The organism is Blastococcus sp. SYSU D01042, from assembly GCF_054050515.1.
In genome coordinates, this window is the sequence record NZ_JBJGZM010000004.1 from 270,428 (window position 1) to 292,277 (window position 21,850).

The following is a 21,850-nucleotide window of genomic DNA, read 5'->3' on the forward strand; positions in this document are numbered from 1 at the left end:
TCGGATCGGATCGCCGGGTCAGGGCAGCTCGTCCCGCCGGTCCCGGTCGACGGCGGGCGGCGCGGGCTGTGGGGCCAGGTCGGCACCGGAACCGGCCGGCACGGGCGTCCACTCGGCGTGCGTCCGTGCCCGGAAGACCTCCACGGCCGCGCCGACCGTCGGGAAGAGGTGCTGCGGCTCGATCTTCTCGGTCAGTCCGTAGCCGTCGATCTTCCGCCGGACGGGGTCCTTGAGCCCCGCGAACACCAGGGCCTGCCCGCGCCCGTCGAGCAGGTGGTCCAGCTCGAACAGCACGTCCGCGGCGGTCGTGTCGACGTCGGTGATCGGCTCGGCAGCGACCACGATCCACCGGGGCGCCGGGTCGGCCCGCGCGAGGGCGACGACCTCGTCGCGGAACGCCTTCGCGTTCGCGAAGAACAGCGGTGCGTCGAACCGGTAGATGACCAGCCCCGGCAGCCGCCTGGCGGCCGGGTAGGACCGGACGTCGTGGTAACCGCGCAGGTCGTCGACGAGTCCGAGAGTGGTCTGGTACGGCCGCCAGGCCCGCCGGAACACGTTGAGGATCGACAGGCCGACGGCGATCCCGATGCCGGGCAGCACGCCCAGGACCGCCACGCCGGCGAACGCCACCAGCGCCAGCGAGAACTCCACCCGGCGCTGCTTCCACAACCGGACCATGCCCGGCAGGTCGGCCAGCGACAGGGATGCGGTGATGACGACCGCTGCCAGAGCAGGCTGCGGCAGGTCCCGGAACAGCCCGGGGAAGGCCACGATGAGCAGCACGATCAGCGCCGCCCCGGTGATGCCGGTCAGCTGCGTGCGTGCGCCGGCCCGCTCGGCCACCGCGGTCCGCGAGGCGCTGGTGCTGACCGGGAAGCCCTGGAAGAGGCCGGCGGCCAGGTTGGCGGTGCCGATGCCGATCATCTCGCCGTTGCCGCGCACCTCCTGCCCGGTCCGCTCGGCGAACGCGGTCGAGGTCGAGATCGTGTCGGCCAGCGACACCACCGCGATGGCCAGCGCGCCCGCCGCCAGGGGCAGCACGTCCGACCAGGGCACGGTCGGGAAGGTCAGCGGCGGGAATCCCTGCGGCAGGGTCCCGATGAGGTCCACGCCCCGTCCGCCCAGATCGGCGAGGCTGCTCACGGCGATGGCGAGCACGACCATGACGAGCACCGCCGGCACCTTCGGCAGCCACCGCTGCAGGGCGAGCACGAGGACGATCCCCCCGCAACCGATCGCCGCCGCGGCGGGCACGACCAGCCCGTCGGCCACACCCCGGACGACACCGGTCACCTCGTCGAGGAGCCGGTCGCCCTCTACCGAGAAACCCAGGAGCTTGGGCAGCTGCCCCAGCAGGATCGTCACCGCCAGGCCGTTGAGGTAGCCGATCATCGTCGGCTTGGAGATCAGCTCGGCGATGAAACCCAGCTTGGCCGCACCGGCCACGAGCATGATCGCGGCGACCATCAGCGCCAGCAGGGAGGCCAGCGCGACCGCACGCTGCGGATCCCCGTCGGCGGCCACGAGAGGGAAGACCGTGGCGGCGATCATCGGACCGAGCGAGGAGTCGGGGCCGAGCACCAGGATGCGCGAGGGACCGACGAGCGCGTAGCCCAGCAGGCACGTGATGGAGGTGTACAGGCCGGTGATCGGCGGCAGTCCCGCCAGCTCGGCATACGCCATCCCCTGCGGCACCAGCAGGGTGGTGAGGACCAGCCCGGCCGTGAGGTCTCTGCCGAGCCAGGCCCGGCGGTAGGACCTCATCGCACGGACGCCCGGGGGCACGAGGGACACGCGCTCCTCCTCACTCCGCGACGACGCCAGCGTCCCGCCGGGCGCCGGGCGCCGACTTCACCCTCCGCGGGTGACGGCTCCCCGGTCCCGGGCCGCCGCCCACCGCCCGTACCGGGCGGCGAGGGGTGCGGCGCTGACGCCGTGGGCCACGACGCTGAGCAGCACCGTCGCGCTGACGACCGCGACGGCCTGCTCGGCCCCGGGGCCCAGGCTCTCGAGCGCGAGGAGTGCGAAGACCAGGGAGGCCAGCCCCCGCGGACCGGCCCAGCCGACGAACAGCACCGTGCGGGCGTCCGTCGTCCCCAGCAGGGCCAGGGCGACCGGCACCATGCGGACGACCGTGAGGCTGAGGACGGCGTAGAGCAGCGTCGTCCAGTCCGCGCTGTCGAGCAGCACCGGGACGGCGATGGCGCCGAACAGGAGCCACACCAGGAGCCCCACGAGCGCTCCCGCCTGCTCGGTGAACGCCAGCTCGGCAGTCCCGCGTGGGCCCGCCGCCGCACCGAACGCCAGCCCGCCGCAGAAGGCTCCGACGAACCCGTTGCCGTGGGCGACCAGGGCGAGGGCGTACACCGCCCCGGCCAGGGCGAGGACGGCGACGCCGGCGAACGCGTCGGAGGCCCAGCCGCGTCGGCCCGCCGCGCGGAGCAGCGCTCCTCCGGCGGCGCCCACCGCGGCGCCGACACCGGTGCCGACCGCGAGCTCGGCCAGCGCCCCCAGCAGCCCGGGGGCCTCCGCCAGCCCCTCGGCCGACGCCGCACCGGCCAGCGCCACGACGACGACGGGCGTGACAATGCCGTCGTTCAGGCCGCTCTCGACGGTGTCAGCCTCCGGATGCGCGCCGGGACGGCCGGATCGGTCACCACCGGCACCCCCAGCGCGGCGTCGGTGGGCGCCAGGGACGCGCCGACCAGCAGCGCCAGCCAGCCATCCACGCCGGGCAGCACCCCGGCGGCCAGCGCCGACCCGATCAGCACCGTGAGCGGCAGCCCGAGACCCAGGAGGCGGACGCACCGGCCCGCGTCGGCCCGGAGGTCGCGCAGCCGGACGCGGACCGCGTCGGAGAACAGCACCCAGACCAGCGCGATCTCGACGAGGGGGCGCACCTGGTCGGCCTGCACCGTGCCGCCGACGGCTCCGGTGCCGACCAGAAGCGCACCGGTGAGCACGAAGACGACGGGTCCCGTGATGTCGGCGCGCGCCAGCCGCGCCGACACCAGCCCCCAGGCGAAGACGGCGGCGCAGACCGTGGCCAGCGCACCCGTGTCCACGTCGCACCCCTCCCGCCCCGGCCGGCCGGCGGCTGCCCCCGCATCACCTCCGCTGGTCCACCCCGGCGCAGCTGTTGGCGAGGCACTGCACGAGGACCCGGCGGTCCACGCGGCGGTGGAGAGCGCGCTGGCGCTCGGCACCCGAGCCGTCCCGCAGCCGCCCCGCGAGGAGCGAGCGCACGAGGGCGAGGTCCCCCGACGCGCCCAGTGCCGGGGTCACGGCGTCGACCAGGGCGGTGAGGACCCAGACGGCCGGTGCGGGACCGCCGTTCGAGGGGTCCAGGAGGTAGGTCCCGAGACCCCACCGGGCGGCCGCATGGGCGGAGGCCGTGACGACCCGGTCGGGGCACTGCGGCCGAGGTCGCCCGACCGCCTCGTCCGCGAGCGCCGTCGCCGTCAGCGCCCTGCAGAGGGCGGCGAGCAGCACGGCATCGGCCACGGTCGGGCAGGTGTCGGCGATGAGGAACTCGACCGCGTCCTGCTGGGGCGTGAGCCGCAGCCACTCGGCGGCCGGGGCGCCGCCCCCTGCGGGAGCGGTCCCGAGGAGGAACCGGGTGCTGGACCAGCCCGTGTCGCGGCCGCGCCACAGCGCGCTGTTCCCGCTGAGCGCCAGCAGCGTGGGCAGCCAGCCGCGGCAGCGCTCCAGGACGGCGGCGCCGAGGGCCGGCGAGGGCACCGCGACCGAGATGCGGCAGGCGCAGGTGGACTCGCGCACGGGGCCGACCTCCCGCCGACCGTCGAAAGGTGCCGTGCCGAGCGCCACGAGCCGGGCGCCCTGGTCGGCGGCGGCCTCCGCGAGCGCGCGCCGTGCGATCGACAGCGCGCCGGCGATCGCTCCGAGCGGCGTCCCGGCGTCGGCGGTGCTGCCCACCAGGTGGGGAGCGGAGCGCGGTCGCACCGGGAGCTCCTGGGCGACCGCGCCGAGGACCTCGGGTGCCGCGTCCGCGACCTCGCCGTCGGGAGTCAGCAGCAGGAGCTCCTCGTCGACGCGCAGCGGGAGGGGATCCCCTGCCGGTCCTGCGGCCTCGGGGCCGGCCCGGACGACCGACTCGACGGTCACGGTGCAGCTCCCCTCGGCGACGTGGTCCCGTCCGCCCTCCAGCGGTGGCCTCGGGCGGTGAGCGCGGTGCGCCGCGGTCAGGAGGCGGGCTGCGGCGTGCGCTCCTCCTCCTCGGCGAAGACCTCGCGCAGCCGGCTCTCCTGCTCGCCGCTGAGGTTGCTCTCGACGAGCACGATGTCCTGCCCCTCGAAAGCCGCCCGCACCTTGTCGACGACCGCGCCGCTCGACAGCAGGAACAGCGCCGAGGTCCCCGGCTGGATCTCGTCGCGCATCCGCTTGATGAAGGAGTCGTCGATGCCGACGTCGGTCATGCTGCCGGTCAGCGCGCCCATGCCGGCACCGATGGCCATCCCGAGCAGCGGTACGAAGAAGATGAGCCCGAACAGCATGCCCCAGAAGGCGCCGCCCAGAGCTCCGGCGCCGGCCATGCTGCGCAGCTGCTCGGTCTTCGGCTTCTTCTTGTCCGTCGGCCACGTCACGACCGCGGCGTCGTGCACCTGGATCAGTTCCTGGCGCTGCAGGTCCTTGAGGGTCGCCACCGCTCGATCCGCGCCGGCGGCGGTGGGGAACTTCCAGACGGTCAGGGTGGCCATGTGCCTCTCCTCGGGTCGTCGTCGACACCGGACGGTCCGGCGTCCAGGGCTGGAGCGTCGGTGCGGCCCGCACGTGACGGCGGCGCCGGGCCCAGGGTGGCTGGGCGCACCCGCCGGCGGCATCGTCCGGCGGGGATGACGCGACCGCTCCCCCGCCCTCCGGCGCCGCCCGGGGCGGGACCCCGCTCATCCGGTCCGGGGGATCCGGGCGGCACCGGCGGCAGGCCACGGTCGGGACATGAGTCGTGCCCGTGCCCTCGCAGCGCTGGCCGCCGGAACCTGCCTGGCGGTGTCCGGCTGCTCCGACGAGTCGTCGGCCGAGTCGTCGGCCGAGTCCTCCTCCTCGTCCTCGTCAGACGAGGACGTCTGCGCATCGGCGGACGCCCTGCGCTCCTCGATCGGGGAGCTCGACGACGTCCAGGTGGCCGAGAACGGCACGGCGGCCCTGCAGGAGGCGGTCTCGGAGGTGGGGGACGACGTGGAGCAACTGGCCGACGAGGCGCGGCGGGAGCACACCGACCAGGTGGGCGACGTCGAGGTCGCATTCCGCGAGGTGGTCACGGCCGTCGAGGAACTCGCGACCTCACCGTCCGCGGCGGCCGTGAGCGACGTCGGGACCGCCCTGCGGACGCTGGGCGGGGACGTCGCCGTCCTCCTGGACGACGTGGGGTCGTCGTGCTGACGCAGCCGGCGCCGGGCGTGCGGGAGCGCCGCGCGGTCCTGACCCCGAAGCAGCGCCGGGAGGCCGGCCGCGCGCGCCGTGAGGTCGCACCGCTCGGCTCGCACGCCGAGTTCGTCCGCCCGCCATCGGCACCGGACCCGGTCACCCTGCTCGAGGAGCAGTCGGCCGACCGGCTCGCCGAGCTGGTGCCGATCCGCTACGGGCGCATGCTGCAGACGCCGTTCACCTTCTACCGCGGTGCTGCCCGCGTCATGGCCGCGGACCTCGCGGGCACGGCCACGTCGGGGCTGACCGCGCAGCTGTGCGGCGACGCGCACGTGTCGAACTTCGGGTTCTACGGCTCCCCGGAGCGCCGCCTGGTCTTCGACGCCAACGACTTCGACGAGACCCTGCCCGGTCCGTTCGAGTTCGACGTGAAGCGGCTGGTCACCAGCCTCGTCGTCGCCGGTCGCGGCAGCGGGCTCTCCCGCAAGCGGTGCCGCGCGATCGCGGTCGCCGCGGGCGCCGGCTACCGCTCCGCGATGGGCGAGTTCGCCGAGGCACGCGACCTGGAGGTCTGGTACTCCCACATCGACGCCGACGACCTGCAGGCGCGGTTCACCACCCATCTCGACGCCGGCCGGCGCAAGCGCCTCGAGCGGGCGCTGGCGAAGTCCCGCACCAGGGACACCCTGCAGGCGTTCGGCAAGCTGACCGAGGTGGTCGACGGCAGGCTGCGCATCCGGGCGGAGCCACCGCTGGTCCTCCCGCTCCGGGATCTGCTGCCCGAGACCGAGGGGCAGGACCTCACGGACGCCTTCGACGAGCTGATCGCCGGGTACGTCGCCTCGCTGGAGCCCGACCGCCGCACGCTGCTGGAGCGCTACACGTTCGTGGACATGGCCCGGAAGGTGGTCGGCGTCGGCAGCGTCGGAACGCGCTGCTGGATCATCCTGCTGCTCGGGAGGGACGAGGACGACCCCCTGCTGCTCCAGGTCAAGGAGGCGCCACCCTCGGTGCACGCCGAGCACGTCGGTGCCAGCCGGTACGACAACCAGGGGCAGCGCGTCGTCGTCGGCCAGCGGCTCATGCAGCAGGCGAGCGACATCTTCCTCGGCTGGCAGCGGACGGCCGGCATCGACGGCGTGGAGCGGGACTTCTACGTCCGGCAGCTGCGGGACTGGAAGGGGTCCCTGGCCGTCGAGGAGCTGCGCCCGGGAGGGCTCGACCTCTGCGGCCAGGTGTGCGCCTGGTGCCTGGCACGGGCCCACGCCCGGTCCGGCGACCGCATCGCCATCGCCGGCTACCTCGGCCGCTCCGCGGCGTTCGAGGAGGCGGTGGCCGACTTCGCCGAGGCCTACGCCGACGTGAACGACGACGACCACGCCCGGCTCGCCGCGGCCGCGGCCTCCGGCCGCGTCCCGGTGGCGGCCGGCTGACGCCGACCGCGCCGCCATGGCGGACCGGTTGGCGGACGACGGGCCCGGCCGCATGGTCGTGCCCGGCCGGCGCCTGCTGGTCCTCGGCGCCGGCCGGACGCTGCTGTCCACCGCCGGCGTCCTCGTCGTCTACTACCGGCTGCCCCTCGACGGTGACTTCGGTACGCGCACGGTGGTCGGGCTCGTCCTCGGACTGGTCGCCGTCGGCCTGCTGGTCGCCTGGCAGGTTCGGGCGATCCTGCGCGCGCGCACCCCCGCCCTGCGGGCCGTGGAGGCGACGGCCCTGTCGCTCCCGCTTTTCCTCGTCCTGTTCGCCGTGACCTACGCGCTGCTCGCCGACAGCGACGCCGGTGCCTTCAGCGAGCCGCTGACCCGCACCGATGCCCTCTACTTCGTGGTGACCGTGTTCGCCACGGTCGGCTTCGGCGACATCGCCCCGGTCAGCGAGGTGGCGCGGGTGCTCACCACGGTGCAGATGGTCGGCGACCTCCTGCTGATCGGCCTGGTCCTCAAGGTGTTCCTCGCCGCCGTCGACCAGGGGCGCCGCCGGGCCGACCAGCGGGCCCGCGAGGAGCACCGCTGAGCGACGCTCCTCACACCGACATCAGGCGGCGCTTCTCCCGGTCGTACTCCTGGTCGGTGAGGACACCGCTGTCGTGCGCGGCGCCGAGTCGCACCAGGAGGTCCAGCCGCTCGTTGAGGACCGCCAGCGCCTGAGGGGTCAGCACCGCGGGGGTCAGCGACGGGGGCGCGGCGGGCTCGTCGGTGTCGCCGTGGGGCAGCGGCCGCGGCACGGGCACCGACGGCTGGCCCTCGGCTCGGGCGGGGAGCCCCGCGACGTCCGCGGCAGCGCTGTCCTGCGGAGCTGGCGCCTGGTCCCGCAGCCAGTCCAGGGCCCACAGGTACAGCACCACCAGCGCGACGATCCAGACGAGCACGGAGAGGGTCGGGTCCGGCCACATCAGCAGCAGCACGGCGCCGAGCGCGATCCCGGTCCAGCGCGCGGGGCCGTAGCGTGACCGCACGGTGGCCCCCAGCCCGGAGGCGCGGGAGCGCAGGTCGAGGCTGTCGACGAACGCGCGCGTGGCGGCCGCGACGCGCTGCCCCCACGACCCCGTCGCCACGACGGCCGGCGCCCCGTCGGCGGACGCGGCCGGCGCGGACGCCGCTCGCCGCTCGGCCATCGAGCGCCGGGCGGCCGCGGTCGCGTGCCGGACGCCGGCGACGAACCCGAGCCGCCCCCACACGAGGGTGGCCACGACGACCAGCAGCGCGCACGCGACGAGCCACAGCGTCCACACCCGCAGGCTGCCGGCCACCAGGTCGTAGACCGCTCCCAGGGCGTCCCGGTTGTCCGGCCGGGCGCCCGCCACGACCCGTCCCCTGGCCAGCCGCAGCGTGACGAGGACCAGGCAGCCGAGCACCACCGTCGTCACCGCCCAGGCGCGCAGGGTTCCCCGCCCGCGGCGGGAGACGCCGAGAGCTCCGGCCAGGCAGGCGAGCGCGAGCAGACCGAGCCACCACCAGACCGACTCCAGCAGGTCGATCGCGTCGTAGATCTCCGGTGACTCCGCCGGGGACAGCAGCGTCACGCCGACGTCGTCGGGGAGCAGCTCGAGGACCTGACCGGCGATGCCGTCCTGCAGCGACTCCGGCACCCGCTCCTTGGCCTGGCCGAGCGTGAACTCCACCGCCTCCCCCGAGACCAGCTGCTCGTGCGCAGAGGTGACCGCCGCGGTGGTCAGCGGCCGGAAGGGGTCGTTCGTGAGCAGCCGGGCGACGCCCGTGGCGACGAGCGTGCGGATGCCGTTCTCGACCGTCGGCCGGAACCGCTGCAGGCCCTCGGGGAGCGCGGTCAGCGCGTCGTCGACCGCCTGCTGCACCTCGGGGTTGTCCATCACGGTCTCGGTCACGCGCTGGGTGACACGTGCCTCCACCTCGGGCAGGTCGGCGACGTCCTCCACGGTCTGGACGAAGGCGTCGGTGTCGACGACGTTCTGCCGCGTCCACAGCGACGTGCTGGCGAGGACGAGGCTGATGGCGCTGACCAGGACCAGCAGCCCTGCGAGGAACCTGCGCATGGTGGGGCCTCCACGGCGGACGGGCGGAACCGGGCGCCCGAAGGACAGGCGGTCAGCCTGGCCCCGGCGGCGTCGGCGCTTCCTCACCCCGGCCGGATGAGGCGCCGTCCCTCCGCGGACCGGACCGTCTACCCATGACCTCCCTGGCTGCTCCCGAGACCGCCATCGCCGACCACGGGATCGTCGGCGACCTGCAGACCGCCGCGCTGATCACGACGGACGGCTCGGTCGACTGGTTCTGCTGCCCGCGGTTCGACTCCCCCAGCGTCTTCGGCGCCCTCCTGGACGCGGAGGAGGGCGGGCACTTCCGGATCCGCCCGGGCGGGGCCGGGTTCACCTCCCGGCAGATGTACTTGCCCGACACCGCCGTGCTCGTCACGCGTTTCTTCACCGAGGCGGGGATGGGCCAGGTGGTCGACTTCATGCCGCCGGCCGGGGAGACCGCCACCGGCACGCACCGGCTGGTGCGCATGGTGCAGTGCGTGCGCGGCAGGGTGGACTTCGAGATCGACGTCGCCCCCCGGTTCGACTACGGCCGCCACCCGCACGAGACGCAGCTCGGCGGGTCCGGCGTCGTCTTCCGCTCCAACGGGACGACCCTGGCCCTGCACGTGGTCCGCGAGCCCGGCGACGCTCGCCAGGCCCGGGTGGAGACCGACGGCGGCGACGTGCACGCGTCCCTGTCGCTGGAGGCCGGTGAGATGCGTGGGCTGGTGCTCGAGTCCGCACCGGCCGGCGGCGCCCGGGAGATCCGCGTCGCGGAGATCCGGCAGCTGTTCGAGGACACCGTCCGCTACTGGCGGTCCTGGGTGGCCGGGTCCACGTACACCGGCCGCTGGCGGGAGGCCGTCCAGCGGTCCGCGATCACGCTGAAGCTGATGACCTACGCGCCCACCGGGGGGCTCGTCGCCGCGCCCACCGCCGCGCTCCCCGAGCAGGTCGGCGGGGAGCGCAACTGGGACTACCGCTACACCTGGGTGCGCGACGCCTCCTTCTCCGTGCACGCGCTGCTGCGGCTCGGGATGACCGAGGAGGCCGGCCGGTTCGCCCGGTGGCTGGGCGACCGGGTGCGCGAGCGCATCGGCAGCGACAGCGGCCCGCTGAACATCATGTACCGCATCGACGGTTCCTCCGACCTCAAGGAGGACACGCTCGAGCACTGGTCGGGGTACCGCGGCTCGACTCCGGTGCACATCGGCAACGGGGCCGCCGAGCAGCTCCAGCTGGACATCTACGGCGAGGCGCTCGACAGCCTCTACGCCGCGGTGCAGGCCGGGCTCCCCCTCCCCTACCAGGGCTGGACGGCGTTGTGCGGCGTGCTCGACTGGCTGACCGACAACTGGGACCAGCCCGACGAGGGCATCTGGGAGACCCGCGGTGGGCGGCAGGCGTTCACCTACGGCCGGGTCATGTGCTGGGTGGCCTTCGACCGCGGGATCCGGCTGGCCCTCGAGCACGGGCTCCCGGCGGACGTGGCGCGGTGGACGACCGCCCGGGACGCCGTCTACCGGCAGGTCATGGACCGCGGCTTCCACGCCTCGCGGGAGGCGTTCGTGCAGCACTACGACACCGACGTGCTGGACGCCGCGCTGCTGCGGATGCCGACGGTCGGCTTCGTCGACGGGCGCGACCCGCGCTGGGAATCGACGCTCCGCGCCATGGACGGCGAGCTGGTCACCGACAGCCTCGTGTACCGGTACGACCCGGAGGCCTCCCCCGACGGCCTGCGCGGTTCGGAGGGCACCTTCTCGCTGTGTACGTTCGCCTACGTGGACGCGCTCACCCGGGCCGGACGGACGGAGGACGCCCGCACCGCCTTCGAGAAGATGCTGACCTACGGCAATCACGTGGGGCTCTACTCCGAGGAGATCGCGCTCACCGGCGAGCAGATCGGCAATTTCCCGCAGGCCTTCACCCACCTCGCGCTGATCGACGCCGCCGTCGCCCTCGACGCCGCCCTGGACGCCCGGTCGCGGCGCTGACCTGTCTCGTCCTCCACGGGGGATGCCTCGACCGCCCGGGGTGCCGAGGCTGGGTCTCCCCCACCGCGGCCCGAGGAGGAGCCATGACCCCGACCGCCCCCGAGCACACCCTCCACCGGGTGGCCGCAGGTGACAGCCCGGTCCTCGACACGGTCTTCGACATGCACGTCGACTCGCTGGAGCGCTCCGGCCTGGATCCGCGGACCTACGTGCTCGTCCGCCTGGCCGCGCTGGTCGCGCTGGACGGTCCGCCGGTCTCCTACGCGGTGACCCTCGCCGCCGCCGAGGAGGCCGGCGTGACGGTGGAGGAGGCGCAGTCCGTCCTCGTGGCGCTGGCCCCGCTGGTGGGCACCGCCCAGATCATGTCGGCCGCCGGCGGGATCGTGCGGGCCTTCGTCGGCGCGGCCGCCCTGACGGAGGGCGGCGTCGCAGAACTCCGCGCGCGCTGACCGACCGACCACGGAAGTCGGGCATGACCAGGACCGCGCCGCCCGGCCGCGTGGGGACGGGCGGCGCCGTCGTGCTCCCGCTGGCGCTCGCGCAGTTCCTCGCCAGCTATGCCGCCTCCAACATGAACGTCGCCATCAGCACGATCGCCGAGGATCTCGGGACCGACGTCGCCGGGATCCAGACCACGATCACGCTGTTCACGCTGACGATGGCGGCGCTGATGATCCCCGGGAGCAAGCTGACCGACATCTGGGGCCGCCGGCGCTGCTTCGTCCTCGGCCTGGGCGTCTACGGGACCGGAGCGCTGCTGGCAGCCCTGGCGCCGGGCCTGGGGCTGCTGACCGTGGGCTACTCGCTGTTCCAGGGCGTCGGCTCCGCGCTGCTCATCCCGCCGATCTACATCCTGGTCACGGTGTGCTTCAGCGACATGGCCCAGCGAGCCAAGTGGTTCGGGGTCGTCAGCGCCGCGGCCGGGCTCGGCAGCGCGGCCGGCCCGCTCCTCGGGGGCCTCATCACCAGTGCGATCAGCTGGCGCGCCTCGTTCCTCCTGCAGGTGCTCGTCGTCGTCGCCATCGCCGTCCTGGCCCGGCGCATCGACGACCCGCCGCTGGCCGGCGCCCGGCCCGCCTTCGACGGCACCGGTGCGGCGCTGTCCGCGGCAGGGCTGTTCTTCGTGGTGTTCGGCGTGCTGCAGTCCGGCACCTACGGCTGGGGCGCGGCGAAGCAGGCGTTCACCGTCCTCGGCGTCGAGCTGGTGCCGGAGGGTGGCATCTCGCCGGTGTACCTCCTCACCGCAGTCGGCGCCGTCTTCCTCGTCGCTTTCGCGGTGCACGTCCGGCGGCGAGAGGCGCACCGGCGGACGCCGCTGGTCTCCCCCCGCCTCGCGCACAACCGGACCTCCAACCTCGGGCTGGCCACCCAGACCGTCCAGTGGCTCGTCCTGCAGGGCTCCTTCTTCGTGATCTCGGTCTTCCTGCAGCAGGAGCGCGGCTTCTCGGCCATCCAGACCGGGTTGATGCTGGTGCCGGCCACCATCGGCATCCTGCTGTCCTCGGCGATGTCCCAGCGCCTGGCCGCCCGCCATCCGCAGCGGCTGCTGATCCGAGCCGGCTTCACCCTCACCCTCGCCGGCCTGGGCATGCTGCTCGCCCTCGCCCGTGCGGACTCGGCGCTCTGGACGTTCTGGCCGGGCCTGTTCGTCATGGCCTTCGGCGTCGGGGCGATGCTGACCGCGTCGGTCAACCTCGTGCAGTCGGCGTGGCCGGAGGAGTCGCAGGGCGACATCTCCGGGGTCTCCCGGAGCGTCTCGAACCTCGGGTCGTCGCTCGGCGTCGCCATCGCCGGCTCGGTGCTGGTGGGCGCCGCGGAGAGCGGCACCCCTCCCTTCGCCACCGCCCTCGTCGTGGTCGCCGGCTTCGCGGTGCTCGGCTGGGTGGCCGCTCTGCTGCTCCCCCGCACCTCCGCTGCCGGGGCGTCCCCGGCCGGCGAGGCCGGCCCGGGCTAGACGGGCCGGGGCCACCCCTGACCGGTGTCCGGCGGGAACACCGGGGCGGACGGGTCCTCGATCCGGTCGACCTCCGTCGTCGAGCGCACCTCGAGCAGGTCCAGGCCCAGGCTCCGCAGGCGCGCGAGCACCCCGTGCAGACCGGGCTGGTCGGTCGGCCCGGTGTGCAGGATCGTCAGCGGCGGTTCCTCGCCCAGGTCCACCGCGCCGATCTCCTCCAGCACCTCCTGCGGCACCCGGCCGCGCACCCGAAGTTCGTACACCTGACGTCGCATGGGTCGGGCTCCTCCTCGTCCGCGATGGGGTGGGTCGCATCGACCGGGGGCGCCGGCCACGCAGGGGCTTCCCGCGGTGGAGCCGCGACGGGCGACCACGGCCGTCGGGCGGGTCCCTCCCCCGACCTCGCGCCGGGACGGTCCCGTCCGATGGGGTCCCCCGAGCGTGCGCTCGCACGGTCGAGGTGCACGTCGTCCAGGAGGGATGAAGCCGCATCTGCGGCGCCCTCAGCCACAGCGGGTCACGACGAGCACGAGCGGCGGCGCGTACCGGATGACCGCGGCACGTCCCCCGGGACCGGTCGGTCGGGCGCTCGGACGCGCGCCGGCGGGCCGCGCTCGGTCGAGCGCGGCCCGCGGCACGAGAGGGGCTCAGCGGTAGCTGTTCTTGAGCGCGCCCCCGTGGACGACGATCGCGTAGATCACCACGATGTCGATGACGATGACCAGGCCCGACCAGACCGGGTAGGCGGCGAGGAACGCCAGGTTCGCCAGCGCGCTGAGGAAGGCCACCGCCACACCCACGATCCGGGCAGCCATGTTGCCGGCCATGAGGCCGAGGCCGCTGAGCACCGCGACGATCCCGATGATCAGGTGCACCCAACCCCAGGTGTTGTAGTCCACGTCGACGACGAGGCCCTCCTCGCCGACGAGGTAGAAGCCGTCGTCGAAGAGGGCCACGAGCGCCTGGATGATCTGGAACGTGCCCATCAGGATGAGCATCACCGCCCCGAAGAGGACCCAGCCGAGCCAGCCGGAGTGCTCCTCGGGATGGTCGACGCGTGACGCCTGCGCCCGGCTCTGGGAGGTGTCCGTCATGTCGCAGCCTTCCTGTGTCCGCCTCGGTCCGGCCGCCCCGGACGGTGGGAACGGCGTTCGAGGACTCGGCTCCTGGCCCCGGAAGGATCACTCCGCCACCCCCACCACGACCTCATCCGCTGCGCATGACCTCCCCTGCCCATGGCCGGGCCCGACGGCGCGTCCCCCCGGCGGGCGTCGGAGCGGTCCGGCGGGTCATCACGCCGGGGCGAGGCGGCCGGCCCGGCGCCGGCCCATGGTTGCTGCTCCGGCGCCGCTCCGGTGAAGAGCGCCGGAGCGCGCAACCCCGGAGGTCCGACCATGGCAGCGCCCGCTCACCCCGAACCCGATCTGACGACGCTGGACGAGCTCCTCGTCGGCGCTCTCGCCGAACTCCGGTCGGCCCGGGCACGTTCGGTGCGCGCCGGGGACCGGGCGTCCCTCATCGCCCGGGAACGCGCCGAAGCCCACCTCGACGCCCTGCTGGACTTCCGGTCGATCGCCCTCCGCCGTCACAGCCCGGGACGCTGACGGCCGGCCCGGCCGACGGCCGGCTGATCCGGAGCAGGTCGCGCAGCCGCCGCGCCCAGCTCTCCGGCGCCCTGTCGATCTCCGCGCCCACGCCCGCGGCGCAGACGACGATGAGGGCGAGGGAGAGCAGCCAGCCCACGAGTGCGAGCGTCACGCCGAAGAGCCCGTAGCGCAGGCTGTAGGACGCGAAGAGCGGCGGCATGTAGGCGGCTGTGACGACCCCGTACGCCGCCGTGCCGCCCGCGGCGAGCGCTCCGGTCGGCAGCAGCCGCCGCCAGAGGACGCGTCGGTCGAGCAGCAACCAGGGAACGGACGTCCACAGCAGCAGGGCCGCCACGGCCGTCGCCGGAGCGCTCAGCAGCCACCCCGACGGCAGGACGCGAGCGAGCGCACGCGTGAGGTAGAGCAGCACGACGCCTGCCAGGAGCACCGTCAGGCCGAGCAGCGCGTTCAAGGAATTGCGCACCCCGCCCTGTCGTGGCTGTTCCCAGACCTCGCCGTACAGCCGCTGCAGGCGCCGGGCGAACGACACCCCGGAGAACACGAGGAGGACCACCGAGAACGCGCCGACGGTCGCGTCCCCGGAGGCCGAGAAGACCGCGCGCACCGCATCGGCGGCATCGTCGCTGAGCCGGAACCGACGGATGACGGCTTCCGGGAGGAGGTCTTCCTGGGTCGCCGGTGCGAGGGTCCCGAGGAGGATCAGCAGCGGGATCAGCGCGGTGAACGCCTGTGCGGCCAGCGCCATGGCCCGGTCGAGGAACTGGACGCGCACGAGCAGGCCGATGCAGCGGCCCGCGAAGGTCTCGGACAGTCCCCGTCCAGCGGCTCGGAGCCCAGAACGCATCAGCGTCGCTCTCCTCGCTGCAGTGGGCCTCCGGCCGGCACGGCCGGGGGCCGCGCCGGCGGTCTCGTCCGGTGACCGACCCCGTCAGGTGAGCCGAGGCGCGTCATCCCCCGCCAGGCTCGCGTCGATCCAGAGACGGACGGGCGCCTCGACGGGCAGGTGGTCGAGAGCGTCGACCCCGACCCAGGCCGCCGCGCTGGTCTCCCGCTCGTCACCTCGCGGCACTCCGCCGACGGCCCGTGCGCGGAAGACCAGCGCGAACTGCTGCCTCACCTCGCCTTGACGGGAGCGGATGACGTGGCCGGGATCCGAGAAGACGCCGACAAGGCCGGTCACGACGACCCGCACGCCGGCTTCCTCGGCCGCCTCCCTCACGGCGGCCTGCACGGCCGTCTCACCGACGTCCACCCGACCACCCGGCAGCTCCCAGCAGCCGCTGTCGCAGCGGCGCACGAGGAGCAGTCGGCCTCCGTCCCCGACCACGGCCACGAACACCGACGGCGTGACCACGCTCGCGGTCGGCGCCGAGGCATCGTGGTAGTACACCCGCCGGGTGCCGGCCGCCTGGCTGACAGTGGTCATCCTCGACCTCTACTCGTGCTCGTCCCGGGCCGGGCGCTGCCCGACGCCGAGCGGATGGTGGGTGACAGCTCCGCCCGAGCCTCCACGGCCGGTGGCGATGCCCCATCCCCCCGACCGGATGACCGCGCCTCCGGTCGGCAGAGGTCCCCGGCCTCAGGAGTCCAGGATCCGGCTCTTCTGCATCGCGAACTCGGCGTCGTCGAGCACTCCGCTCTCGTGCAGCTGCCCGAGCTCCCGCAGCTGCGCGAGCTTCGTGCCGGTGTCCGTGCCCGCCGGGCCGGGAGCCGGTGGCGGGCTCTGCGGGAGGTCCCGTTGCTGCTGGGCTGCCCACCGCCCGGCCTGCCGCCGGGACACACGGTTCGAGACGGCGGTCGCCGTCCCGGCGACCACGGCGGTGCGGGCGATTCCTCTGAGCAGGGGCATGACGGCTCCTTCCGGACGTGGGTCAGGTGGGCGATCCGTCCGGCGCCGGCACCCGTGAGCGGCTGCGGACCGGGAGGAAGGCGGCGGCGGTGACGAACATGCCGATGGCGGCGACCTGCGCGCCCAGGACGAGGCAGAGGACGAGCACCGTCGCCTGCGGCCACACGAGGGCCAGCAGGCCGAAAAAGATGCCGAAGGCACCGGCGAGCGCTCCCCACACCCAGCCGTCGACCTGCCGGCGGAGGGCCAGGGCCAGCACGACCCGGCCGACGCCGTGCGCGATGAGGGACAGGCCCGTAACGGCGGCGACGACCCAGAGCGTGACGTCCGGCCAGGCCATCGCGAGGACGCCGCCGCCGACCAGGATGCCGCCCAGCACGACGGCGGCCCACCGGGGACCGACGTCCCAGCCGACGGCGATCTCCAGCAGTCCGCCGACGACGAAGGCGATGCCCACGAGCAGCGCGAGCGCGTTGGCGGCCCGCACCGGGTTGGCCAGCAGGACCACGCCGAGGACGAAGGTGGCCAGGCCCAGCAGGGCGACCACGATCCGGGCGCCGGCGTGCCTCCGCGGGTTCGACGGGGCGTACGAGGCGGGAGCCGAGGCGGTCATGGTGCTTCCTCTCGTCGGACGGTCAGGACGTCGTCAGCGCTCGGCCGTGCACGACGACCGCGTGGATCACCGCGATGTCGAGGCCGATCACGAGCAGCGACCAGGCCGGCTGCGCCGGGAGCCAGGCCAGCGCGACCACGGCGCTGAGCGCGGCGAGCACCACGGCGGCCACGCGGGCCACCGTGCTCCCGGCGATGAGCCCCACGCCGGCCGCGATGGCGAGCACGCCGACGACGAGGTGCGCGGTGCCCCACGCGGGGTAGTCGGCGCCGACGATCAGCCCGTCGGGCCCGACGGCGAAGGACCCGTCGTCGAGCAGCGCGACCAGGCCCTGCGCCACGTGGAAGAGCCCGACCATGGTCAGCACCAGCACCGCGAACAGTGCCCAGGAGGTGCCCGGGCGCTCGTCGCCGCGCCGGGACGGGACGTCCGCGTAGGGGCGCACGCGCTCCCGCTGCCACGCGTCGTCGGCAGCTCCGGCGGCGAAGGACATGGCCGCACCTCCTCGTTCCGGGTGTTGTCGACGGCAACGCTGCTGCACCGGTACCGGCTGATCGTCATCCCGGGCGGATGACCACCGGCGAGGGCTCAGGTCCCGTGCTCGCGGGGTGCACGGGGCGCTCCGGGGACGCACGCGGTCAGGAAGGGGCCGGCGAGCGCGGTGCGGTCGCGGGAGGCGGTCGCCACGACCAGCGGGCGGTCCTCGTCCGTGGTCAGGCGCAGGGCCACCGCCTGCCGGCCCAGTCCGCGGACCGCGTAGGGCGGGAGCCGGTGGACGGCTGCCTCCCGGTCGACCCGGGCGGGCAGCACCGTGACGCCCGTGCGCAGCACGCCGGCCTGGACCAGCAGCACGTCGTGCACCCAGACCGCGCGCGTCCTGCGCACCCGCCAGGCGGCCCGGCGGCGACCCGACGGGCCGGCCGAGAGGCGGCAGCGGAAGCTGCCGGGCCGGACGCGGAAGCGGATCCGCGCGGCGGCGGAGAGGACCAGCAGGGTGGCCACGGCCCCCGCCGCGCACGCGAGGACCACCGGCAGGGTGCTCATGGCACGCCGCGCTCGGGCAGGACCGCAGCCGGGCGGCGCCGGACCTCGAGGACCGCGACGTCGCACTCGGTGAGCCGCTGCACCACCGCGGCCAGGTCCACCGGCCGGTCGCCGTCGGGGACGAGGGCCAGCCGGCGTGCCGGTCCGCGAGGGATGACCGCCCCCTCCGGGCGCCGCGTGAGGGCGGCGGCCAGCGCCGGTCCGAGGACCGTGCGGACGCGCAGCTCGTACCGGTACCGCGGACGCCGGCGGGGCCCCCGCCGCAGAACCTCGCTCATCGTGACCTCCCCGGGGTCCCGGCGCGTCGAGCCGCTCAGCCGGCCGGCTCGGCGGCGTCCAGCGCGTCCAGCGCGTCCAGCGCGGCGACCAGCTCCTGGATCGGGATGTGCCCCGTGGCCACGATGTGCCCCCCGGCACGGCGCATGGCTGCGGCGAACGGGGCCGCCCACACGTTCTCGTACACGAGCACGCCCGCCGAGGTGCCCAGGTCCAGTGCCGAGGCCGCCTCCGCGAGGTCCTCGGGGCGGAGCATCCCGGTCGCCGCACCTTGGAGCAGGGCCGCGTCCAGGACCTCCATCCGTTCGAGGTCCACCTGCTCGAGGATCGTCACCCCACCGTCGTCGCCCTTGCGGATGAAGGCCAGGTCGAGAACGCGGATGATGCCGCGGTCGACCAGGTCCGCGAGGAGCGGGAACGCCTCACCCCGCATCCGGTCGTCGTCGAAGGCGACGACGAAGAAGTCGACCGGGCCCATCTGGTCGAGGACGGCGGCCTCGTCGAGCCGAGTGGTCATGAGCGCTCCCGAGGGGTGGGGGGGGTGCGCCGGGACGCGCACCTCGTCGGCTCGACCGTGACGCAGCGCCCCGCCCGCCCACGTCATCCGCCGCGGACGATCGGCCCGGCTCAGATGATCCCGAGCTCGCGCGCGCGGCGGACCGCCTGGTTGCGACGGGTTGCCGTGAGCTTGCGCAGGATGCTCCGGATGTGCGTGCGCACCGTGTTCACGGAGATGAACATCGTCGCGGCGATCTCCGTCGTGGACAGCATGTCCGCGAGGTGCAGCAGCACCTCGCGCTCACGCTCGCTGAGGTCCTGGACCGGGGCGGCCGGTTCCGGCGGCGCGCCGCCGCCGGCGGACCGGCGCGCGGCCCGCGGTTCCGACGCGGGGTTCAGCCACTCGACGTGGCCCCGGAGCTCCGGGTGCGAGCGCAGCAGCCGCCGGATCCGGGGCGGGGCGTCCAGGAACGGCCAGCGGAGCGTCTCCTTCGCCGCGGTGTCCAGCGCACGGGTCAGCTCGCCGACCGCTCCCGGCACCGCCCCGCGGTCCAGCTGCTGGCAGGCCCGGACGATGCCGCTCTGCACCGCCGCGACCGGCGCGGTGTCACGAGGACCGGACGGCTCGCCCGCCGGGACGCCGAGGGCACCGGTCTGGTCGAACAGCGCGGCGGTCGCCCGCCACCGCGCGGCCCACCCGGGCTCGCCGGCCGCGCCGTCCAGGAGCGCCGCGCCGTCCGCGACGCGCCCGCGCGCCAGCTCGGTGCGGATGGCCTCGGAGACCACCTCCTCGCGGATCCACCGCGGCAGGCGCACGTCCCGGAGGTGGGGGCGCAGGAGTGCCTCGGCCGCCGCGTGGTCGTGCCGGACGCGGAGCAGGCAGCTGTTCACCACCGCCGCCAGCGGAGCGGTGAGCTGGGCGTCGCGTGAGCCGGGCTCCTCCTCGTCCTGCGCGCGGTCGGTCCACCGGCGCGCCGCCTCGAGCTCGCAGCGACCGAGGTGGACCCAGGCGCGGGCCACCGCCACAGCGGGGCACGGGCTGCCGTGCCCGTGCGGGTGGTCCGGCCACCCCGCGGCGGCGTCGCGCGCGAGCCGCTCGGCGCGGTGCAGCCGCCCCGCGAGCGCCTCGAGGAGCGCGAGGTAGGCGAGGGGACGTGCCCGCAGCGACCGGGACCCGGCCGCGTTGGCCGCCACGGCCGCCGCGCCCAGATCGCCGAGCAGCACCCGCGTGGGCCGGTCGGAGGTCAGGGTGCGCATGCACCGGGCCGCGGACAGGACGGCCGCGAGCTCGCGCCGCTCCGCGTCGCGGGTCTCGGGCAGGGCCGCCACCAGCGCGTCGGCGGCGCCGTCCGTCTCAGGAGGGGGCTCGCCGGCGTCGTGGAGGACCGAGCCCACCACCGACACGACGGCCGCCGTGGCGCGCAGCGCCGGGCCGTTGGCCGGGTCCGAGGCGGCCTCGGCGGCCAGCGCCAGGTCGACCTCCGACGGCGGTTCGTCCGCCGACAGCGCGCTGGCCGCGCGCACCACCACGGCGTCCGGCGTCGTCAGGTCCGCGGGGAGCTGCACCATGCCCCGCAGGACGGGATCCGGCCGGTGGGCCAGTCCGCGCCCGACGAGGAGGTCGTCGACGAGCAACCGGGTGGCGGTGGACCAGTCCCGGGCGGCGACGGCGTGGTCGACCGCGACGGGGCCCCGCCCCGCCTCGGCGAACCACGTGGCGCAGACGCGGTGGAGCCGGGTGACCTCCGAGGGGTGCTGGTAGGCCAGCTGCGCGCGGAGCATCTCCCGGAACAGCGGGTGGATGCGGTAGCCCCCAGGCGCCCCGGGCGCGCGCTCGACGAAGGCGTTGGCGGCCGCCAGGGACGCGAGGACGCGGCGGCCGTGGGGCCGGCCCCCGAGCCGGTCGACCAGGTCGGGCCACAGCTCGTCGGTGACGCTGATCCGCAGGAGGAACCGGCGCACCCCGGCGGGCTGGTCGCGGAGGACCTCTTCGACCAGGTACTGCGCGACGCTGCCCTCGTCCTCCACCAGGGCCGCGACGAGCGCCTCGGGCGTCGTCCCCTGCCTCAGCGGCGCCACGGCCAGCCGGAGGCCCACCGCCCAGCCCTCGGTCAGCGCGCACAGGGTCGCTGCGGTGGCGGGCTCGACGGCCACGCCGGCAGCTGTGAGGAGGTCGAGCGTCTCCTCGGCGGTGAAGGCCAGGTCGGCCGAGCGGATCTCCGCGAGGGTGCCGGCCAGCCGGTACGAGTGCAGCGGCAGCTGGGGGTCCGAGCGGGCGCAGAGCACGAGGCGCAGCCGCTCCCCGGCGTTTCGGACCAGGAGGTCGATCGCGCCGGTGATCTGCCGGTCGGCGAGGTGGTCGGCGTTGTCGACGACGAGCACGACGGGCCGCGGTTCGGCCATCAGCGCCGCCGCCAGGCGGGGGACGAAGGACGGCGGCAACGACTGCCCGGGGACCGGGCGGCCGACGCCGGCCAGCTCGGCGCCGGTCCTGGCCAGCGCCTCCACCGCGTAGCTCCAGAAGGTGGCGGGATCGTCGTCGTACGCGTCGAGGGTGAGCCAGCCCACGCGACGTCCGGCCGACCGGCCGTTCCGCCAGTCCGCGGCCAGCGTGGTCTTGCCGGCACCGGCGCAGCCGCTGATCAACGTCAGCGGCGCGTCCACCACCGCTCGGCTGAGCGCCGCCAGCAGTCGTGGCCGGTGCGAGGTGGGGCGCCCGAGGGAGGCCGGGGAGAACTTGCCCGCCAGCAGATCGGGGTACGACCCCTCCAGCCCGAGACCGTCCGGTGGCGTGCGGGCCGTCGGCAGCCGCGCCGGTGCGTCATGGGCCGTGGACGCTGGTCTCGTCCGCATGGTGCCTCCGTCGGTCGGTGGTGAACCCGCCCTCGTCGGTCGGCCATCGACGGCAGCAGGTCGAACCGCCCCCGCACCCGACGACCCTGGCCCGCGCCCGGACCGGCGGTGAGAGTCTTTGGGCCCCGGCACCGGCGTGTCGGAGGGCGACGCTGCGTCAGGATCGCCCGCCGGAGGGACCCTCCGGGTCATCCGCAGCGGATGAGGCGCGGACGCCTCCCGGCCCGCTGCCGCACGGTCCGCCCGCAGGCCGACGCCGCCCGCAGCGAAAAGCC

General features: G+C 74.9%; 23 protein-coding genes. 6 read left to right on the forward strand and 17 right to left on the reverse strand.

From position 1 onward, the window contains the following. Window positions 1-18: 18 nt before the first annotated feature. From ACI79H_RS10200 to ACI79H_RS10220, 5 genes are all read right to left on the reverse strand, one after another. The gene (locus tag ACI79H_RS10200) at window positions 19-1,794 is read right to left on the reverse strand and encodes a SulP family inorganic anion transporter (RefSeq protein ID WP_456554263.1); all 1,776 of its coding nucleotides are present in this window, start codon (window positions 1,792-1,794) and stop codon (window positions 19-21) included. Window positions 1,795-1,851: 57 nt separating this feature from the next. Next, entirely contained in the window at window positions 1,852-2,568 is a 717-nt protein-coding gene (locus ACI79H_RS10205; protein WP_456554264.1) for a cation:proton antiporter domain-containing protein, read from the reverse strand. A gap of 29 nt (window positions 2,569-2,597) precedes the next feature. Continuing rightward, window positions 2,598-3,065 (reverse strand): cation:proton antiporter domain-containing protein, encoded by a 468-nt coding sequence (locus tag ACI79H_RS10210; protein WP_456554265.1) that lies wholly within the window; start codon window positions 3,063-3,065, stop codon window positions 2,598-2,600. Window positions 3,066-3,108: 43 nt separating this feature from the next. Beyond that, window positions 3,109-4,125, reverse strand: coding sequence for a carboxylate-amine ligase (locus ACI79H_RS10215; RefSeq protein ID WP_456554266.1), 1,017 nt, complete (start codon window positions 4,123-4,125; stop codon window positions 3,109-3,111). Window positions 4,126-4,202: 77 nt separating this feature from the next. Next, a complete protein-coding gene (locus ACI79H_RS10220) occupies window positions 4,203-4,718 on the reverse strand; it encodes a DUF1269 domain-containing protein (RefSeq protein ID WP_456554267.1) in 516 nt (171 codons plus the stop codon). Window positions 4,719-4,956: 238 nt separating this feature from the next. Here ACI79H_RS10220 and ACI79H_RS10225 point away from each other — a divergent pair, with 238 nt between their 5' ends. From ACI79H_RS10225 to ACI79H_RS10235, 3 genes are read left to right on the forward strand one after another with little or no spacing between them, the layout of a single operon-like run. Then, window positions 4,957-5,400 (forward strand): hypothetical protein, encoded by a 444-nt coding sequence (locus tag ACI79H_RS10225; RefSeq protein WP_456554268.1) that lies wholly within the window; start codon window positions 4,957-4,959, stop codon window positions 5,398-5,400. Further along, complete coding sequence (locus ACI79H_RS10230; protein WP_456554269.1) at window positions 5,394-6,818, forward strand: DUF2252 domain-containing protein; 1,425 nt, start codon at window positions 5,394-5,396, stop codon at window positions 6,816-6,818. Before ACI79H_RS10225 ends, ACI79H_RS10230 begins: the two co-directional genes overlap by 7 nt. A 16-nt stretch (window positions 6,819-6,834) precedes the next feature. Further along, complete coding sequence (locus ACI79H_RS10235) at window positions 6,835-7,401, forward strand: potassium channel family protein (RefSeq protein WP_456554270.1); 567 nt, start codon at window positions 6,835-6,837, stop codon at window positions 7,399-7,401. 10 nt (window positions 7,402-7,411) lie between these two features. Here the strand turns inward: ACI79H_RS10235 and ACI79H_RS10240 are convergent, their stop codons facing one another. Continuing rightward, on the reverse strand, window positions 7,412-8,899 hold the full coding sequence (locus ACI79H_RS10240) for an SHOCT domain-containing protein (protein WP_456554271.1): 1,488 nt from the start codon (window positions 8,897-8,899) through the stop codon (window positions 7,412-7,414). 134 nt (window positions 8,900-9,033) lie between these two features. Here ACI79H_RS10240 and ACI79H_RS10245 point away from each other — a divergent pair, with 134 nt between their 5' ends. The 3 genes from ACI79H_RS10245 (at window position 9,034) to ACI79H_RS10255 (ending at window position 12,835) form a co-directional block, all read left to right on the forward strand. Beyond that, the gene (locus tag ACI79H_RS10245) at window positions 9,034-10,881 is read left to right on the forward strand and encodes a glycoside hydrolase family 15 protein (protein ID WP_456554272.1); all 1,848 of its coding nucleotides are present in this window, start codon (window positions 9,034-9,036) and stop codon (window positions 10,879-10,881) included. A gap of 83 nt (window positions 10,882-10,964) precedes the next feature. Continuing rightward, a complete protein-coding gene (locus ACI79H_RS10250) occupies window positions 10,965-11,330 on the forward strand; it encodes a carboxymuconolactone decarboxylase family protein (RefSeq protein ID WP_456554273.1) in 366 nt (121 codons plus the stop codon). Window positions 11,331-11,353: 23 nt separating this feature from the next. Continuing rightward, window positions 11,354-12,835, forward strand: coding sequence for an MFS transporter (locus tag ACI79H_RS10255; protein ID WP_456554274.1), 1,482 nt, complete (start codon window positions 11,354-11,356; stop codon window positions 12,833-12,835). Here the strand turns inward: ACI79H_RS10255 and ACI79H_RS10260 are convergent. The 11 genes from ACI79H_RS10260 to ACI79H_RS10310 all read right to left on the reverse strand — a co-directional run bounded on the left by ACI79H_RS10260 (window position 12,832) and on the right by ACI79H_RS10310 (window position 21,575). After that, on the reverse strand, window positions 12,832-13,110 hold the full coding sequence (locus ACI79H_RS10260) for a hypothetical protein (RefSeq protein WP_456554275.1): 279 nt from the start codon (window positions 13,108-13,110) through the stop codon (window positions 12,832-12,834). The two genes, ACI79H_RS10255 and ACI79H_RS10260, sit on opposite strands and share 4 nt — an antisense overlap. A 372-nt stretch (window positions 13,111-13,482) precedes the next feature. Then, complete coding sequence (locus ACI79H_RS10265) at window positions 13,483-13,929, reverse strand: DUF7144 family membrane protein (RefSeq protein WP_456554276.1); 447 nt, start codon at window positions 13,927-13,929, stop codon at window positions 13,483-13,485. Window positions 13,930-14,350: 421 nt separating this feature from the next. Then, window positions 14,351-15,214, reverse strand: coding sequence for a YhjD/YihY/BrkB family envelope integrity protein (locus ACI79H_RS10270; protein ID WP_456554277.1), 864 nt, complete (start codon window positions 15,212-15,214; stop codon window positions 14,351-14,353). A 156-nt stretch (window positions 15,215-15,370) separates the two neighbouring features. Then, window positions 15,371-15,868, reverse strand: a complete 498-nt coding sequence (locus tag ACI79H_RS10275) for an NUDIX hydrolase (protein ID WP_456554278.1) — start codon at window positions 15,866-15,868, stop codon at window positions 15,371-15,373. Between the two features lie 153 nt (window positions 15,869-16,021). Continuing rightward, entirely contained in the window at window positions 16,022-16,291 is a 270-nt protein-coding gene (locus ACI79H_RS10280; RefSeq protein WP_456554279.1) for an SHOCT domain-containing protein, read from the reverse strand. A gap of 22 nt (window positions 16,292-16,313) precedes the next feature. Then, window positions 16,314-16,904 (reverse strand): HdeD family acid-resistance protein, encoded by a 591-nt coding sequence (locus ACI79H_RS10285; protein WP_456554280.1) that lies wholly within the window; start codon window positions 16,902-16,904, stop codon window positions 16,314-16,316. A gap of 22 nt (window positions 16,905-16,926) precedes the next feature. Next, entirely contained in the window at window positions 16,927-17,397 is a 471-nt protein-coding gene (locus ACI79H_RS10290; RefSeq protein ID WP_456554281.1) for a DUF7144 family membrane protein, read from the reverse strand. Between the two features lie 95 nt (window positions 17,398-17,492). Continuing rightward, window positions 17,493-17,948, reverse strand: coding sequence for a hypothetical protein (locus ACI79H_RS10295; protein ID WP_456554282.1), 456 nt, complete (start codon window positions 17,946-17,948; stop codon window positions 17,493-17,495). Beyond that, a complete protein-coding gene (locus ACI79H_RS10300) occupies window positions 17,945-18,226 on the reverse strand; it encodes a hypothetical protein (RefSeq protein WP_456554283.1) in 282 nt (93 codons plus the stop codon). The genes ACI79H_RS10295 and ACI79H_RS10300 overlap by 4 nt, the downstream gene beginning before the upstream one ends. A 35-nt stretch (window positions 18,227-18,261) precedes the next feature. Beyond that, window positions 18,262-18,741 (reverse strand): DUF6325 family protein, encoded by a 480-nt coding sequence (locus ACI79H_RS10305; protein WP_456554284.1) that lies wholly within the window; start codon window positions 18,739-18,741, stop codon window positions 18,262-18,264. 110 nt (window positions 18,742-18,851) lie between these two features. Continuing rightward, a complete protein-coding gene (locus tag ACI79H_RS10310) occupies window positions 18,852-21,575 on the reverse strand; it encodes a LuxR C-terminal-related transcriptional regulator (protein WP_456554285.1) in 2,724 nt (907 codons plus the stop codon). Window positions 21,576-21,850 lie beyond the last annotated feature (275 nt).